Here is a 15677-nt window from a genome sequence, read left to right as displayed (position 1 = left end):
CGACACCGGAATTCACGAGCAGGGGGCACATGGCCAAGGAAGCGCGCGGCGATTTCTATCCGGTACCTATCGTCGACCAGAACACGCGACCGGGAGCGGTCACCCGGCTCATCGTCTTCATCGTCGTCCTGACTGGGGCAGCGATCGTCTTCGGCCTTTTCCGCGAGCGCCTTGGCGATCCATTCCTGCTTGGCATGCTTGGCGTGCTGGCGATGATCGGCGTCGGCTTTCTATTCGCCACTGCGATCGGCTTCGTGCACATCACGCCGCGCTCGACAAGCGACGAACTGTCGAAAGCTTTCGTCGATTCGATGTCGCAAGGTCTCCTGGTCACCGACACCAAAGGCCGTATCATCTACGCCAACCGGACCTATGCCGATATGACGGGTGCCGAGTCGGCCGCCGACCTCAAGACCGTCGAAGGTTTGCTTTCAGACGTTCCCGAGGCCTCGGTGACCATATACCGGCTGGCGTCAGGCCTGCGGGACGGCCAGCCGGGCGACGGCGAGTTTCGGCTCGCGCAGTCCATTCGGCCAGGCGCCGAACCGGGCGCGCGCTGGTACCGCGTTCGGGCCCGCGCCTTCAGCGTTCCCGGCCAGCGGCTGCCCATGCTTGCCTGGCAGCTTGCCGATATCTCGCGGGAACGGGCCGAGCAGGAGCGGTTCTTTCTCGACCTGCAAAAGGCGATCGATCACCTCGACCATGCGCCGGCCGGTTTCTTTTCGGCCGACCAGGAAGGCCGCGTCACCTATATCAACGCGACCCTTGCGGAGTGGTTGGGCATCGACCTGGCCAGCTTCACTCCCGGCGCAATCACGTTGCCGGAGATCGTCGCCGGCGACGGCATGGCGCTGGTCCGTTCAGTCAAGGCCGACGCTGGTACCACACGCAATGCCGTTATCGACCTCGATCTGACGACGATGACCGGCGAGGCGCTGCCGGTGCGCTTCATGCATCGTGTCTCGGCCAGCCGAGAGGGGCTCAACGGCCCGACTCGCACCATCGTGCTCAACCGGACGCAAGGCGAGGACGCTTCGGCCGACCTCCGCGCATCGGAAATACGCTTCACGCGGTTCTTCAACTCGACGCCGATGGCGATAGCCGGCGTCGATCATGCCGGCCGCATCCTGCGCACCAATGCGCCATTCCTGTCGCTGTTTTCCTCGGTCGTCGACCGCGACGCGGTCGATCGGCGTGTGCGGCTGGATACGGTGATCCACGAGCGCGACCGGCCGGCTTTCGCCGCGGCCTTCGAAAAGGCACGCCAGCAACAGGCTGACATCGAGCCGATCGATACGGTGCTGCCCGGCAATGAGGAGCGCCACATACGCTTCTACGTCAACGCGGTCGCAGACGGTACCGGTGGCGAGGGCGCCGAGGAATCGGCCATCGTCTATGCCGTCGAGACCACTGAGCAAAAGGCCCTCGAGGGCCAGATGGCGCAGAGCCAGAAGATGCAGGCGGTCGGCCAACTCGCCGGCGGCATCGCGCATGATTTCAACAATGTGCTGACCGCCATCATCATGGCCTCGGACCTGCTGTTGACCAACCACCGGCCGTCCGATCCGTCATTCCCGGACATCATGAACATCAAGCAGAATGCCAACCGGGCGGCCTCGCTGGTGCGGCAGTTGCTGGCCTTCTCGCGCAAGCAGACGCTGCGGCCGGAGGTGCTCAACCTGACCGACGTGCTCGCCGATCTCAGAATGCTGCTTGCCCGGCTGATCGGCAACGATATCAAGCTCAAGATCGACCATGGCCGCGACCTGTGGCCGGTCAGGGTCGATATCGGGCAGTTCGAGCAAGTGGTGGTCAATCTGGTGGTCAATGCGCGCGATGCGATGCCGGCCGGCGGCGACCTCACGGTGCGCACCCGCAACGTCAGCGCCGGAGAGTGCAAGACCTTTTCCTACCGCGAACTTACTCCGGCCGACTATGTGCTGGTCGAGGTCGAGGACAGCGGCAGCGGCATCGCGCCTGATGTGCTGAAAAAGATCTTCGAGCCCTTCTTCACGACAAAGGAGGTTGGCAAGGGAACCGGACTCGGCCTGTCCATGGTCTATGGCATCATCAAGCAGACAGGCGGCTTCATCTTCTGCGATTCCGAAGTCGGCAAGGGATCCGTGTTCCGCATCTTCCTGCCGCGGCACATTGCGGAGGCAAGGAAGGCGGGCGAGGCTGGAGAAGTGCCGGCCGCCCCTGCCAAGATCACCGACTCAGCCAAGGATCTGTCGGGCTCGGCCACGGTGCTGCTGGTTGAAGACGAGGACGCCGTGCGCATGGGCGGCATGCGGGCGCTGAAATCGCGCGGCTACACCGTCCACGAGGCGTCGTCGGGCGTCGAGGCGCTTGAAGTCTACGAAGCGCTCGGCGGCAAGGTCGATGTCGTGGTGTCGGACGTGGTGATGCCGGAAATGGATGGCCCGACGCTGCTTGGCGAATTGCGCAAACGGCAGCCCGACATCAAGTTTATCTTCGTGTCCGGCTATGCCGAAGACGCGTTCGCCAAGAACTTGCCGGCCGACGCGCATTTCGGCTTCTTGCCGAAGCCGTTTTCGCTCAAGCAATTGGCCACGATCGTAAAGGACATGCTGGAATCCTGACCCTTCCAACGCTCCGCTTGCGCATTGTCGTGAGACTGCCATGATTACAGGCGAAACGGGCGACGGGTTTTGGAAAGCATGCCGTGACGCCACACAACGAGGCTAGCAAAGGCGACTACGCAAGCACGGTGCTGCTGCCGGGCGACCCGCAGCGCGCTGAATGGATGGCGGAGACCTTTCTGGAAGCGCCGCGCTGCGTCAACCGCCGCCGCGGCGCGCTCGGCTTTACCGGGTTGTTTCGCGGCAAGCCTGTCAGCGTCCAGTCCACCGGCATCGGCGTCCCGTCATTCCTGGTCTACGTGCACGAGCTACTGGACTTCTACGGTGCGAAAACGTTGATCCGCACCGGCACCTGCGGTGGCCTGACCGCCGAGATGGCGCTGCGCAGCCTGGTGATCGCACAATCGGTGCGCGGCGAAAATGCGGAGAGCGGCCAGGTTTTTGGGCTCTATCGTGCCGATGCCGGCCCCGATCCTGCATTGTTGGCCCAGGCGTTGGCCCGCGCTGCGGAACTCGGCATCGACCATCGGGCCGGGCTGACGATCTGCAGCGATATTTTTTATCATCCGCTGGGGCGCGAACGCTTTGCCGAAGCACAGGCACAGGGGGCGCTCGCCGTGGATATGGAAACCAGCGCACTCTACCGCATTGCGGCCGATTTCGGCGCCCGGGCGCTGTCCATCCTGACCGTCGTCGACAATGTGGCAACCGGCGAGCAGACCGACTATTCCGAACGCCAGGGGCTTTTCACCGATATGACCCGGCTGGCGCTCGACATGGCGGCGGAGAGCTAGGCGGGTTCTACTTCGGAGTACGGAAGCTCGCCAGGTTCCGTACTTTTCAACGCTTCGTGCAGGTCGAGGCGGTAAAGGCGCCGTCTGGCTGCTTCATGATGATGTCGAAGGACGGGGTGGTTCCGCTTTCCAGGGTCGCTTGCGTAAGCGAGATCGAGTTGCCACCGCTGGTGTAGCCGCCCAGCGGACCCAGCCAGGTAATCACCCCATCTGCATCCATCTGGTAGTTATAACTCTGCGGCGCGGTGCCGAAGCTAACCGGACCGCTATAGACGTTTCCCTTGATGGTGATGTCGCCGAGGCTGAGGAACATGCCCAGCAGATAGACTTCGCAATGATAGGAGCCGTCCGGCAGCTTGCCGTCGCTGAAGCCGGCGCGCGCTACGGTCGTCGTCGCCAGCAGAAGCATGGTGATGAAAATGCAAGACGTTCGGAAGGCCATGGCGTCGCTCGTTTAAGGGTTCGAACTTGCCCCATTTCGCTGCGGCGCTGCAATCCTCGCCAGCGCTCATATGATGCTGCTCAAAATTCGGGCATTGGCCTGTATATGAGTAAAACGTAGGCTGGTACGAGTGATCTTTTCTCATTTCAAACCTGGCAGGCGAGGTTCATCTCCTGCGGCTAATACATTAACCGACTGACAGGGCTGGGAAATCTCAAACCCTCCGATCTTTCGCCGGTGATTGGCACAGCCGTTGCATGGTCTGTTCCGATGCAGTTAACCAGGTTGGGAGTTTAAAAGTATGAGGGGCAGTTTCTCGACAATAACAAAAATGTTTTCGGCCGGCGTGGTCACCGCCGGCCTGCTGATGAGCGTTCCCGCCAAGGCGGCCGACGACACCATCAAGGTCGGCATCCTCCATTCGCTGTCGGGAACCATGGCGATCTCGGAGACGACGCTGAAGGACGCCATGCTGATGCTCATCGAACAGCAGAATGCCAAGGGTGGCCTGCTCGGCAAGAAGCTCGAGGCGGTGGTCGTCGATCCGGCTTCCAACTGGCCGCTGTTCGCCGAAAAGGCGCGCGAGCTGATCTCCAAGGACAAGGTCGCGGCGGTGTTCGGCTGCTGGACCTCGGTGTCGCGCAAATCGGTGCTGCCGGTGTTCAGCGAACTCGACAACATCCTTTTCTATCCCGTCCAGTATGAGGGCGAGGAGAGCGAACGCAACGTGTTCTACACCGGTGCGGCGCCGAACCAGCAAGCCATTCCCGCGGTCGACTATCTGATGAGCGAGGACGGCGGTTCGGTGAAGCGCTGGGTTCTCGAAGGCACCGACTACGTCTACCCGCGCACCACCAACAAAATCCTCGAGGCCTATCTGAAGGCCAAGGGCGTCGCTGCGGAAGACATCATGGTCAACTACACGCCGTTCGGCTTCTCCGACTGGCAGACCGAAGTTTCGGCGATCAAGAAGTTCGGCTCGGCCGGCAAGAAGACCGCCGTGGTCTCGACCGTCAATGGCGACGCCAACGTGCCGTTCTACAAGGAGCTCGGCAACCAGGGCATCAAGGCCGAGGACATCCCGGTCATGGCCTTCTCGGTCGGCGAGGAAGAGCTTGCCGGTCTGGACACCGCGCCGCTGGTCGGCCATCTCGCCGCCTGGAACTATTTCGAGAGCGTCGACACGCCCGAGAACGCGAAGTTCATCGCCGACTGGCACAAATTCATCAAGAACGACAAGCGCACCACCAACGACCCGATGGAAGCCCATTATATCGGCTTCAACATGTGGGTGAAGGCGGTCGAGAAGGCCGGCACCACCGATCCGGACAAGGTAATCGACGCCATGGTCGGCGTCTCGGTGCCGAACCTGACCGGCGGTTATTCGACGATGATGCCGAACCATCACATTACCAAGCCGGTGCTGATCGGCGAAATCCAGGCCGACGGCCAGTTCGAAACCGTTTCGCAGACGCCCGGCCTGGTGATGGGCGACGAGTGGTCCGACTATCTGCCTGACTCCAAGGACCTGATCTCCGATTGGCGCGCGCCTCTGTCCTGCGGCAACTTCAACGTTGCCACCGGCAAATGCGGCGGCAAGGGAACCAACTGATCCTCCCGGTCTGTCCTCCCAGACCCGCAAGCCTCCGGGCAGGCTGCTCCTCCAGCCTGCCCGGAGGCGACATTCAATCTTCAAGAGCCACCAGAAACCAATGATCCTGATCCGCGCGATTGGCCTGATGCTGCTCCTTCTCCTGGGGACGCTGCTGCCGTCGAACGCCAGCGAAGCAGATCTGCGCGTGGTCATCGCCAAATTCGCTACCGCCGCCAATTTTCCGGCGATAGAAGCCGTGGTGCGGGAGCTTGCGGCTTCCGGCGATCCGGCCGTAGAACGGCCGCTTGCCGCGCTTGCGGAGGGCAGCCTTTACGTGCGCAAGGCCGATTCACTGGTCTTTGTCGGCAAGGAGAGCGGCGACGGCATCGAGCTGCTCGATGCGCTTACCGGCGAAAGATCGGGCGAAGCTGCCAAGGCCGACATCACCAAGATCAAGGTCAACAACACGCTGCGCCGCGTTATCCGCGACGCGCTGGGCACACTGACGCTTGGCTCCAAGGATCCGGCCGTGCGCATTGCCGCCGCCGACACAATGTTCAAGACGCCGGACGCGGCAAACATCGAGCCGCTCGACACCGCGATCGCAAATGAGAGCGTGGCAAGCGTCAAGGCGCTGCTAGAACAGGCCCGCGCCGCGTCGATTCTCGTTTCCGACAGGCCGGAGACCGACAAACTGGGCGCGATCGCGCTCATCGGTGCGCGCGGCGACCGCGATGCGGTGTCGCTGCTCACGTCGGTAGAGGCCAGTTCCGAAGGTGCGGTGAAGGACGCGGCGACGGCTGCGATCGCCAACATCAATTCGACGCTGGCGCTGTGGGATGCCGGCCAGAATATCTGGTATGGCATATCGCTTGGATCGGTGCTGCTGCTGGCGGCGATTGGCCTTGCCATCACTTTCGGCGTCATGGGCGTCATCAACATGGCGCATGGCGAGATGGTCATGCTCGGCGCCTACACGACCTTCGTCGTGCAGGAGGTTATCCGCAATTCCTTTCCCGGCCTGTTCGACTGGTCGCTGGTCATCGCCCTGCCGCTGGCCTTCCTGGTGGCGGCGCTCGTCGGCCTTGTCATCGAGCGCGGGCTGATCCGCTATCTCTACGGTCGGCCGCTGGAAACCCTGCTGGCGACATGGGGTGTGTCGCTGATCCTGCAGCAGGCCGTACGCACCATCTTCGGGCCGACCAACCAGGAGGTAGGCAACCCGTCATGGATGTCCGGCTCGTTCAATATCGGCCAGCTTGCCGTGACCTGGAACCGGCTCTGGATCCTGGTATTCGCGCTCGGCGTGTTCGCGGTGCTGCTCTACGTGATGAAACGCACGCCCTGGGGGCTGCAGATGCGTGCCGTCACCGCCAATCGCCGCATGGCCGCCTCGATGGGCATCAGGACGCCTTGGGTCGATGCGCTAACGTTTGCACTCGGCTCCGGCATTGCCGGCATCGCCGGTGTCGCGCTCAGCCAGATCGACAACGTCTCGCCCAATCTCGGCCGCGGCTACATCATCGACAGCTTCATGGTCGTCGTTTTCGGCGGTGTCGGCAATCTTTGGGGCACGCTGGTCGGCGCTTTCTCGCTCGGCATCGTCAACAAGTTCCTCGAACCTTATGCCGGAGCAGTGCTCGGCAAGATCGTCGTCCTGGTGCTGATCATCCTGTTCATCCAGAAACGCCCGCGCGGTCTGTTCGCGCTAAAGGGCCGGTCGGTGGAAGCATGATCACGGGACGCTTCTTTGCCGCCGGCGCCGACCGCCGCGTCGCCATCACCATCTTCATCCTGCTGGCGGTTGCAATCGTCGTGCCGCTGCTCAATCTTGCGGTCTCGCCGACAAGTGCGTTTTACGTGCCGTCCTATATCGTCGCGCTCACCGGCAAATACCTCTGCTATGCACTGCTCGCCTTGGCGCTCGATCTCGTCTGGGGCTATTGCGGCATCCTCTCGCTCGGCCACGGCGCCTTCTTCGCACTCGGCGGCTATGCGATGGGCATGTATCTGATGCGCCAGATCGGGTCGCGGGGCGTCTACGGCAATCCGCTGCTGCCGGATTTCATGGTGTTCCTTAACTACAAGGAATTGCCATGGTTCTGGTATGGCTTCGACCACTTCTGGTTTGCCGCGGTCATGGTGCTTGCGGTGCCCGGCCTGCTCGCCTTCGTCTTCGGCTGGTTTGCCTTCCGCAGCCGCGTCACCGGCGTCTACCTGTCGATCATCACCCAGGCGATGACCTATGCGCTGCTGCTTGCCTTTTTCCGCAACGACATGGGTTTCGGCGGCAATAACGGCCTGACTGATTTCAAGGACATTTTGAGCTTCAACGTGCAGGCCGACATGACGCGCTCGGCGCTGTTCGCGGCCAGCGCCGTCATGCTGGCGTTTGCCGTCTTCGTCACCTGGGCAATCGTCGGTTCCAAGTACGGCAAGCTTTTGATGGCGGTGCGCGACGCCGAAAGCCGCACACGCTTCCTCGGCTGGCGGGCGGAGAACGTCAAACTGTTCGCCTTCACCGTGTCGGCGGTGATGGCCGGCATCGCCGGTGCGCTTTACGTGCCACAGGTCGGCATCATCAACCCTGGCGAATTCGAGCCGTCCAATTCGATCGAGGTGGTGGTGTGGGCGGCCGTCGGCGGGCGCGGCACCATCGTCGGGCCGATCATCGGCGCGCTTCTGGTCAATGCCGGTAAATCCTGGTTCACCGGCGTGCTGCCTGAATTCTGGCTGTTTGCGCTGGGCGGACTGTTTGTCGCCGTCACGCTGTTCCTGCCCAAGGGCATCATCGGCATGTGGGATTCCTGGCGCGGCAACGCCAAGGCGCTGCGGGCGGCCTCGGTTGCCGAAGAAGCCGGCATCGATCCCGATGCGCCGGTGCCGCCGAAAACCGACCGCTCGGCGGCGAGAAGGCCGGGCGACTGGTCGGCCTCCGGCGCCGAACCGCAGCCGGCGGAGTGATGGCCTGATGTCGAAGAGCAACACCATCCTCTATCTCGACGGCGTGTCGGTTTCCTTCGACGGGTTTCGCGCCATCAACAACCTTTCGCTGGTGCTCGACAAGGGCGAGATGCGGGCGATCATCGGCCCCAACGGCGCCGGAAAGACGACGATGATGGACATCGTCACCGGCAAGACGCGGCCCGACGCGGGTGAAGTTTTCTTCAACGGTGAGGTCGACCTAACCAAACACGACGAGGCCGAAATCGCCATGATGGGCATCGGCCGTAAATTCCAGAAGCCGACCGTCTTCGAAAGCCACACGATCGAGGACAATCTGATGCTGGCGCTGAAAGGCCCGCGCTCGATCTTCCCGGCACTGTTCCATCGTCGCTCGGCCGCGGACGTGCGGCAGATCGACGACATCCTCGGCATCATCCGGCTTGGCGACAAGCGTGACGAACTCGCCGCCAATCTGAGCCACGGCCAAAAGCAATGGCTCGAGATCGGCATGCTTCTGGCGCAGGATCCGAAGCTGCTGCTGGTCGACGAACCGGTTGCCGGCATGACCGACGCCGAGACCGAGGAAACCGCGCGGCTGCTCAGGGATATCGCGCGCGACCATTCGGTCATCGTCGTCGAGCACGACATGCATTTCGTGCGCGAGCTCGGCGTCAAGGTTACCTGCCTGCACGAAGGCTCGGTGCTTTCCGAGGGCAGCCTCGACTTCGTTTCGGCCGACGAGCGCGTCGTCGAAGTCTATCTGGGGAGATGAACATGGTCTGGCGCGTTCCGTTCCATCATTTCGACCTTTCGTTCTTCACGCGTTGGAGAAAGCGCTGACCATGCTCGAAGTCTCCAATGCCACGCTGCACTACGGCGCTGCCCAGGCGCTGCGCGGCGTCTCGCTGAAGGCCGGCGCCGGCAAGATCACCTGCGTGCTCGGCCGCAACGGCGTCGGCAAGACCAGTTTGATGAGATCGATCGTCGGCCATCACCGGCTGACGAGCGGAAGCGTTGCCTTCGAGGGGAAGGCGCTCGACCGGAGCGCGGCGTATGATCGCGCCCGGTCGGGCATCGCATTCGTGCCGCAGGGCAGGGAGATATTTCCGCTGCTTACGGTGCGGGAAAACCTCGAATCGGGTTTTGCGCCGTTGAAGCGCGCCGATCGCAACATTCCCGGTCACGTCTTCGAATTGTTTCCGGTGCTGAAGCAGATGCTCGCGCGCCGCGGCGGCGATCTTTCCGGCGGCCAGCAGCAGCAGCTTGCCATCGGCAGGGCGCTGGTGATGCGGCCGAAGCTGCTGGTGCTCGACGAGCCGACCGAAGGCATCCAGCCGTCGATCATCAAGGACATCGGCCGCGCCATCCGGTATCTGCGCGACCAGGCCGGTATCGCCGTGCTTCTGGTCGAACAATATCTCGACTTCTGCCGGGAATTGGCCGACGAGGTCAACATCATGGACCGCGGACAGATCGTCCATACCGGCCCCGCCGAGGATCTCGACCGGGCGGACGTCCGCAAATTCCTGACTGTCTGAATTCTTATTGATTCCATTACTTTGCAACTCTGGCGCGCTGCAGATTGCGTGCTAGATTTTGCTTGGCCTTGGTGAGTCGGCCGCTTTCCGTACCAGTTTCAACTTGGCAGATCAGGGGAAGGCGCGGCTGCGTCCGCACGCTTGCGCGCAAGCCCTTCCAGCGATCTGTTGTCGTCCAACATTTCGGGTGCTTGGGAGCCAGGGCCAGTCAATGGAGCGCTATGTCGAGGACTACCAGAAACGACGGCTCACGGAGCGCGTCGACATCCTGACAGCCATCAACATTCTGAAATCGCAGGGGTATGACCACGACGAACTCATCGCGGAGATCACCAAGGTCTTCTATGTCGATCTCGATGCCTTTAACGAGATCGTCAGGGTTGATCGGCGTCCGGACGAACGCGCCGCATAGCCGGTAGTTTAGGACCAAGCCAGGCGGACCACCGACAGCGGGGCGTCAGCCTGCGACCCGCTTCATCAGCGCGATGGCGCCGAATGGAGCGCGGACCTTGCCCTCGGTGATGAAGTAGACGAACACATCGCGTGGCTTGACCGGCGCGTCGGTTGAAGGATCGGCGCGCGACAGGTCGGCCGGCACCTTGCCTTCCGCCCAGGTTTTTGCGCGCGCCGCCCATTCGTCGAGCGCCTTTGGCGTATAGCAATCGGGATTGTCGTCGCTGCCGGTCTGCAGCCGCGCATAGATGAAATCGCCGGTAACGTCGGCAATCCCCGGATATTTGGCGTGGTCGGCATAGACGATGGCGGCCTTGTGCTTTCGCGCCAAGGCGGCGAACTCCGGCACGATGAAGCTGTCGTTGCGCACCTCGACCGCGTGGCGCAGCGCAACGCCGTCCTGCTTTTCCGGCAACAGCTTGAGGAAGGCCTCGAAATCGTCCGGATCGAATTTCTTGGTCGGCGCGAACTGCCACAGGATCGGCCCGAGCTTGTCGCCAAGTGCCGCGACGCCCGACCCGAGGAAGCGCATGATCGATTCCCCGGCCTCGCCGAGCACGCGGCGGTTGGTGACGAAGCGGTTGCCCTTCAGCGAATAGACGAAACCATCCGGCGCCTCGTTGGCCCATTTGACGAAGGTCGGCTCCTTGAAGCTCGAATAATAGGTGCCGTTGACCTCGATAGTGAGCACCTGCCGGCTGGCATAATGCAGTTGCTTGGCCTTCGACAATTTGTCCGGGTAGAAGGACGTGTCCCACGGCTCGAAGGTCCAGCCGCCCATGCCGGCGCGGATTGTTCCTGATTGAGTCATGGTCGTCCTCCCGGTTTGCAGAAAAGGATCACGCGATGGCGGTCGTCTCGACGGCTTTCGCCATGTCGACGACCGTCCATCCTGGCCGATATGGATTGGGCCGGCGACCCGTTTCGCGAAAGCCGTAGGCCTTATACAACGAAACGTTCCGTTCCATTCTGGCATTGGTGTAGAGTCGGATTTCCGGCAAGCTCCACAGGCGCGTCTGTTGCTCGGCCCAGTCGAGCAGCCCGATGCCGAAACCCTTGCCCTGAAAGGCGGGCGCAACGGCGACGCTGAAGATCATTGTATGGTCCGCATGTCGTTCGAGAACGATCAAGCCGGCCGGCTGTCCGTCCTGCTCCGAAAGCCAGACCTCGCCGCGTTCTATGCGCGGCGCGTAGTCCTCGGTGACAGGGATCGGCGGTGCGCCGAGCAGGGCAGTGTAGGGCGCGTAGGCGTCGGTGGTGAGCGAGATCACCGTGGGGAGATCATCGGCCCGAGCGGCTCTCATGATCAAAACTGGCCCGCGCCGGCAGCGGCCGCAATCACCTTGTCCATGCCGGCCGCTATCGCGGCGACGGCATTGCGACTGGCGTCGCCCAAGCCGTGGCGCTCAGCGAGCCAGTGCGCGTCATTGTAGGAGAGCCAGACCTTGCCTTGCTTATCCTCCCAAGCCAGTGCCTTGACCGGCAGATCGATGCCGGCAAGCTGCCGGTCCTGCATCAGCGGCGTCCCGCCTTTCGGGTTGCCAAAAATCAGAAGCTGGGTCGGACGCAGGGAAGCTTCGACACTGCGCGCACCGGCGGCGTGGTCAATGCGGGCGAAGACCAGCAATCCTGCACCTTCCACAGTCCCGACCAGGCGATCGATCGTCTCGGCCACGCCGAAGCGGCTTTGGACCGTGATGAGACCGTTCTTTGCCATCACTCCGCCGCTTCGCGCTTGCCTCCGGGGCGCCGCCCCAGCAATTCCCTCAAGAACTGGCCGGTATAGCTGCGTTTTTCGCGGACGATGTCCTCCGGCGTGCCGGACGCTACCAGCTCGCCGCCGCCGTCGCCACCTTCGGGGCCAAGATCGAGCACCCAGTCAGCGGTCTTGATCACCTCTAGATTGTGCTCGATGACGACGACCGTGTTGCCCTGGTCGACCAGCTCGTGCAGCACTTCAAGCAGCTTGGCGACGTCGTGGAAATGCAGGCCGGTGGTTGGCTCATCGAGAATGTAGAGCGTCTTGCCGGTCGCCTTGCGCGACAGTTCCTTGGCAAGCTTGATGCGCTGCGCCTCGCCGCCCGACAAAGTCGTTGCCTGCTGGCCAACATGGATGTAGCCGAGGCCGACCCGTTTCAGCGTCTCCAGCTTGTCGCGCACGCCGGGCACGGCGGCGAAGAAATCGACGCCTTCCTCGACCGTCATGTCGAGAACGTCGGCGATTGATTTGCCCTTGAACAGGACGTCGAGCGTCTCGCGGTTGTAGCGCTTGCCGTGGCAGACGTCGCAGGTGACATAGACGTCGGGCAGGAAATGCATCTCGATCTTGATGACGCCGTCGCCCTGGCAAGCCTCGCAGCGGCCGCCCTTGACGTTGAACGAGAAGCGGCCCGGCTGGTAGCCGCGCGCCTTGGCCTCCGGCAGGCCGGCGAACCAGTCGCGGATCGGCGTGAAGGCGCCGGTGTAGGTGGCGGGGTTGGAGCGCGGGGTGCGCCCGATCGGCGACTGGTCGATATCGATGACCTTGTCGAGGAATTCGAGCCCCTCGATGCGGTCGTGCTCGGCCGGATGCTCGCGCGAGCCCATGATGCGGCGTGACGCCGCCTTGAACAGGGTCTCGATCAAGAAGGTCGACTTGCCGCCGCCGGATACGCCGGTGACGGCGGTAAACGTGCCGAGCGGGATTTCGGCGGTGACGTTCTTCAGATTGTTGCCGCGCGCGCCGACGACCTTCAGCCGGCGGTTCTTCTTGGCCTCACGCCGCACCGCCGGCGTCGCCACTTCGAGCTCGCCCGACAGGTATTTACCGGTGATCGAAGCGGGCGTCGCCATGATCTGCTGCGGCGTGCCCTGGGCGATGATGTGGCCGCCATGAATGCCGGCCGCCGGGCCGATATCGACGACGTAGTCGGCATGCAGGATGGCGTCCTCGTCATGCTCGACGACGATGACCGTGTTGCCGATGTCGCGCAGATGCTTCAGCGTGTCGAGCAGGCGGGCATTGTCGCGCTGGTGCAGGCCGATCGACGGCTCGTCGAGCACATAGAGCACGCCGGTCAGGCCGGAGCCGATCTGCGAAGCCAGCCGGATGCGCTGGCTCTCGCCGCCCGACAACGTGCCGGAGTTGCGCGACAGCGTCAGATAGTCGAGACCGACATCGTTGAGGAAGCGCAGCCGCTCGCGGATTTCCTTGAGCACGCGCACCGCAATCTCGTTCTGCTTGTCGTTGAGCGAAGCGGGCAGATCGGTGAACCACTGGTCGGCCTTGCGGATGGACAGCTCGGTGACCTCGCCAATGTGCTTGCCGGCGATCTTGACCGCGAGCGCCTCGGGCTTCAGCCGATAGCCGCGGCAGGCCGGGCAGGGCGTGGCCGACATGAAGCGCTCGATCTCCTCGCGCATCCAGGCGGATTCGGTTTCCTTCCAGCGGCGCTCGAGATTGGGGATGACGCCCTCGAAGGTTTTCGTCGTTTTGTAGGAGCGCAGACCGTCATCATAATGGAAGGTGATTTCGCGCTCGCCGGTGCCGTGCAGGACGGCTTGCTTTGCCTCCTCGCTCAAATCCTTGAACTTGTCGCCGAGCTTGAAGCCATAGGCAATGCCCAGCGCTTCCAGCGTCTGCGCATAGTAGGGCGAGCTCGACTTCGCCCAAGGGCTGACGGCGCCGGCGCGCAGCGAGACATTCTCGTCGGGCACGACCAGGCTGGCATCAATGGCGCGTTGGCTGCCGAGCCCGTCGCAGGTCGGGCAGGCGCCGAACGGATTGTTGAAGGAGAATAGCCTGGGCTCGATCTCGGGAATGGTGAAGCCGGATACCGGGCAGGCGAACTTTTCCGAGAACAGCATGCGTTCATGCGTCTCGTTCTTCGATTTGTTGACCGAATCCTCGCCGGTCTGGCTGGCGTCGAGCGGCTTGTCGGCAAATTCCGCCACTGCCAGCCCGTCGGCCAGCTTCAGCGCGGTCTCGATGGAATCGGCGAGCCGCGTCGCCAGATCGCCGCGCACGACGATGCGGTCGACGACGACGTCGATGTCGTGCTTGTACTTCTTGTCCAGCGCCGGCACGTCGGCGATCTCATAGAAGACGCCATCGACTTTGACGCGCTGAAAACCCTTCTTCTGCAGCTCCAGCAGTTCCTTGCGGTACTCGCCTTTGCGGCCGCGCACCATCGGCGCCAGAATGAACAGCCGGGTGCCTTCCTCGACAGCAAGCACCCGGTCGACCATCTGCGAAACCGTCTGGCTCTCGATCGGCAGGCCGGTGGCCGGTGAATAGGGTACACCGACGCGGGCGAACAAAAGCCGCATATAATCGTAGATCTCGGTGACGGTGCCGACCGTCGAACGTGGATTCTTCGAGGTGGTCTTCTGCTCGATGGAGATGGCCGGCGACAGGCCGTCGATCTGGTCGACGTCAGGCTTCTGCATCATTTCGAGGAATTGCCGTGCATAGGCCGAAAGGCTCTCGACGTAGCGGCGTTGGCCCTCGGCGTAGATGGTGTCGAAGGCAAGCGACGACTTGCCCGACCCCGACAGGCCGGTCATGACGATCAGGCTGTCACGCGGCAGGTCGAGATCGACATTCTTCAGATTGTGTTCGCGTGCCCCGCGAATGGAGAGATATTTATGGTCGGCCATCGCCGGTCGCCGCCTCAGAATCTGGAATTCGTGGGATGGGCGGGTTTTCCCGACCATCCCCTATGTAGGTAATTTCGCCGCCTTTTCGAGAGACGCCACAACTCTCGACCAAAGCGTTTAACCGCCTTTCGCGCGAACGGGCAAGCGGAAAGAACAAAGGCCGAACACGCTCCTGACAAAAGCTGCCCGCGCAGCCGGCTTCACAAAGCGTCTCGCGATCACATTTTTCGGTAATCGGCTATTCAAGGTTGACGTCCCCGCGTCATGGGGGCAGAATCCACACGTCAACGAAGCCGGCCGTCTTTCGATGGCCTCGCGGCCTCGGGCTAGCCTGCGAGACGCCGCGGGTTATGCGATGAGCGCTTCGACGACGACAGTCGCAACGAACAGAAGGAGAGCAGAGGCATGACTCCACCGGATTGTTCCTTGAGGCTCCACGTGTCGCTGGAGCCGCGGCAGGTATAAGTGGCCAGGGTCAGGCGTTTTCGCTGCCCGCCAAACGGACCTGCCGATTCCCATAAAATCAGAGACTGCTAGTCGGATCGTCGGCTGAATGCCGCGAAGCATCCGAAATAAAATGCCGGCAGTACACTCCCGGCAATTTGGATTTTAGATCCAAGAAGCCCCGTCAGTTGCAAAAGCAATGGCGGGGCTCTTCGTTTGAAGCGC

13 protein-coding genes are annotated in these 15677 nt (G+C 62.5%); 8 read left to right on the top strand and 5 right to left on the bottom strand.

Features of this window, described 5'->3' with window-relative positions:
* The first annotated feature begins 29 nt into the window (after positions 1 to 29).
* Together cckA and NKH49_RS04920 are read left to right on the top strand one after the other, a co-directional pair.
* Positions 30 to 2603 carry a cell cycle histidine kinase CckA gene (cckA, locus tag NKH49_RS04925; protein ID WP_352766672.1) on the top strand — a complete coding sequence of 858 codons (2574 nt, stop codon included), beginning with the start codon at positions 30 to 32 and terminating at the stop codon, positions 2601 to 2603.
* Positions 2604 to 2686: 83 nt separating this feature from the next.
* The gene (locus NKH49_RS04920) at positions 2687 to 3397 is read left to right on the top strand and encodes a purine-nucleoside phosphorylase (RefSeq protein ID WP_352613778.1); all 711 of its coding nucleotides are present in this window, start codon (positions 2687 to 2689) and stop codon (positions 3395 to 3397) included.
* A 46-nt stretch (positions 3398 to 3443) separates the two neighbouring features.
* Here the strand turns inward: NKH49_RS04920 and NKH49_RS04915 are convergent, their stop codons facing one another.
* Positions 3444 to 3839 (bottom strand): hypothetical protein, encoded by a 396-nt coding sequence (locus NKH49_RS04915; RefSeq protein ID WP_352502497.1) that lies wholly within the window; start codon positions 3837 to 3839, stop codon positions 3444 to 3446.
* A 301-nt stretch (positions 3840 to 4140) separates the two neighbouring features.
* Between NKH49_RS04915 and urtA the strand changes: the two genes are divergently transcribed.
* From urtA to NKH49_RS04885, 6 genes are all read left to right on the top strand, one after another.
* Entirely contained in the window at positions 4141 to 5451 is a 1311-nt protein-coding gene (urtA, locus tag NKH49_RS04910) for an urea ABC transporter substrate-binding protein (RefSeq protein ID WP_352925251.1), read from the top strand.
* A 100-nt stretch (positions 5452 to 5551) separates the two neighbouring features.
* Positions 5552 to 7168, top strand: coding sequence for an urea ABC transporter permease subunit UrtB (gene urtB, locus NKH49_RS04905; RefSeq protein WP_352925249.1), 1617 nt, complete (start codon positions 5552 to 5554; stop codon positions 7166 to 7168).
* Positions 7165 to 8397: an urea ABC transporter permease subunit UrtC gene (gene urtC / locus NKH49_RS04900; protein ID WP_352921221.1), complete on the top strand. Its 1233-nt coding sequence runs from the start codon at positions 7165 to 7167 to the stop codon at positions 8395 to 8397. The genes urtB and urtC overlap by 4 nt, the downstream gene beginning before the upstream one ends.
* A gap of 7 nt (positions 8398 to 8404) precedes the next feature.
* Positions 8405 to 9151 carry an urea ABC transporter ATP-binding protein UrtD gene (gene urtD / locus NKH49_RS04895; protein WP_023674855.1) on the top strand — a complete coding sequence of 249 codons (747 nt, stop codon included), beginning with the start codon at positions 8405 to 8407 and terminating at the stop codon, positions 9149 to 9151.
* A gap of 70 nt (positions 9152 to 9221) precedes the next feature.
* Positions 9222 to 9917: an urea ABC transporter ATP-binding subunit UrtE gene (gene urtE, locus NKH49_RS04890; RefSeq protein WP_126041867.1), complete on the top strand. Its 696-nt coding sequence runs from the start codon at positions 9222 to 9224 to the stop codon at positions 9915 to 9917.
* A 211-nt stretch (positions 9918 to 10128) separates the two neighbouring features.
* Positions 10129 to 10329: a hypothetical protein gene (locus NKH49_RS04885; protein WP_023674857.1), complete on the top strand. Its 201-nt coding sequence runs from the start codon at positions 10129 to 10131 to the stop codon at positions 10327 to 10329.
* A gap of 45 nt (positions 10330 to 10374) precedes the next feature.
* Here the strand turns inward: NKH49_RS04885 and NKH49_RS04880 are convergent, their stop codons facing one another.
* From NKH49_RS04880 to uvrA, 4 genes are read right to left on the bottom strand one after another with little or no spacing between them, the layout of a single operon-like run.
* Entirely contained in the window at positions 10375 to 11181 is an 807-nt protein-coding gene (locus NKH49_RS04880; RefSeq protein ID WP_023674858.1) for a DUF72 domain-containing protein, read from the bottom strand.
* A gap of 28 nt (positions 11182 to 11209) precedes the next feature.
* Complete coding sequence (locus tag NKH49_RS04875; protein ID WP_352833104.1) at positions 11210 to 11680, bottom strand: GNAT family N-acetyltransferase; 471 nt, start codon at positions 11678 to 11680, stop codon at positions 11210 to 11212.
* Complete coding sequence (locus tag NKH49_RS04870; RefSeq protein WP_352448755.1) at positions 11677 to 12087, bottom strand: DUF302 domain-containing protein; 411 nt, start codon at positions 12085 to 12087, stop codon at positions 11677 to 11679. The genes NKH49_RS04875 and NKH49_RS04870 overlap by 4 nt, the downstream gene beginning before the upstream one ends.
* A complete protein-coding gene (gene uvrA, locus NKH49_RS04865; RefSeq protein WP_352925246.1) occupies positions 12087 to 15008 on the bottom strand; it encodes an excinuclease ABC subunit UvrA in 2922 nt (973 codons plus the stop codon). Before uvrA ends, NKH49_RS04870 begins: the two co-directional genes overlap by 1 nt.
* Positions 15009 to 15677: the final 669 nt, after the last annotated feature.

Source organism: Mesorhizobium sp. M1088 (assembly GCF_040318575.1).
GTDB lineage: Bacteria > Pseudomonadota > Alphaproteobacteria > Rhizobiales > Rhizobiaceae > Mesorhizobium.
This window is presented reverse-complemented; position numbering and strand designations above follow the sequence as displayed.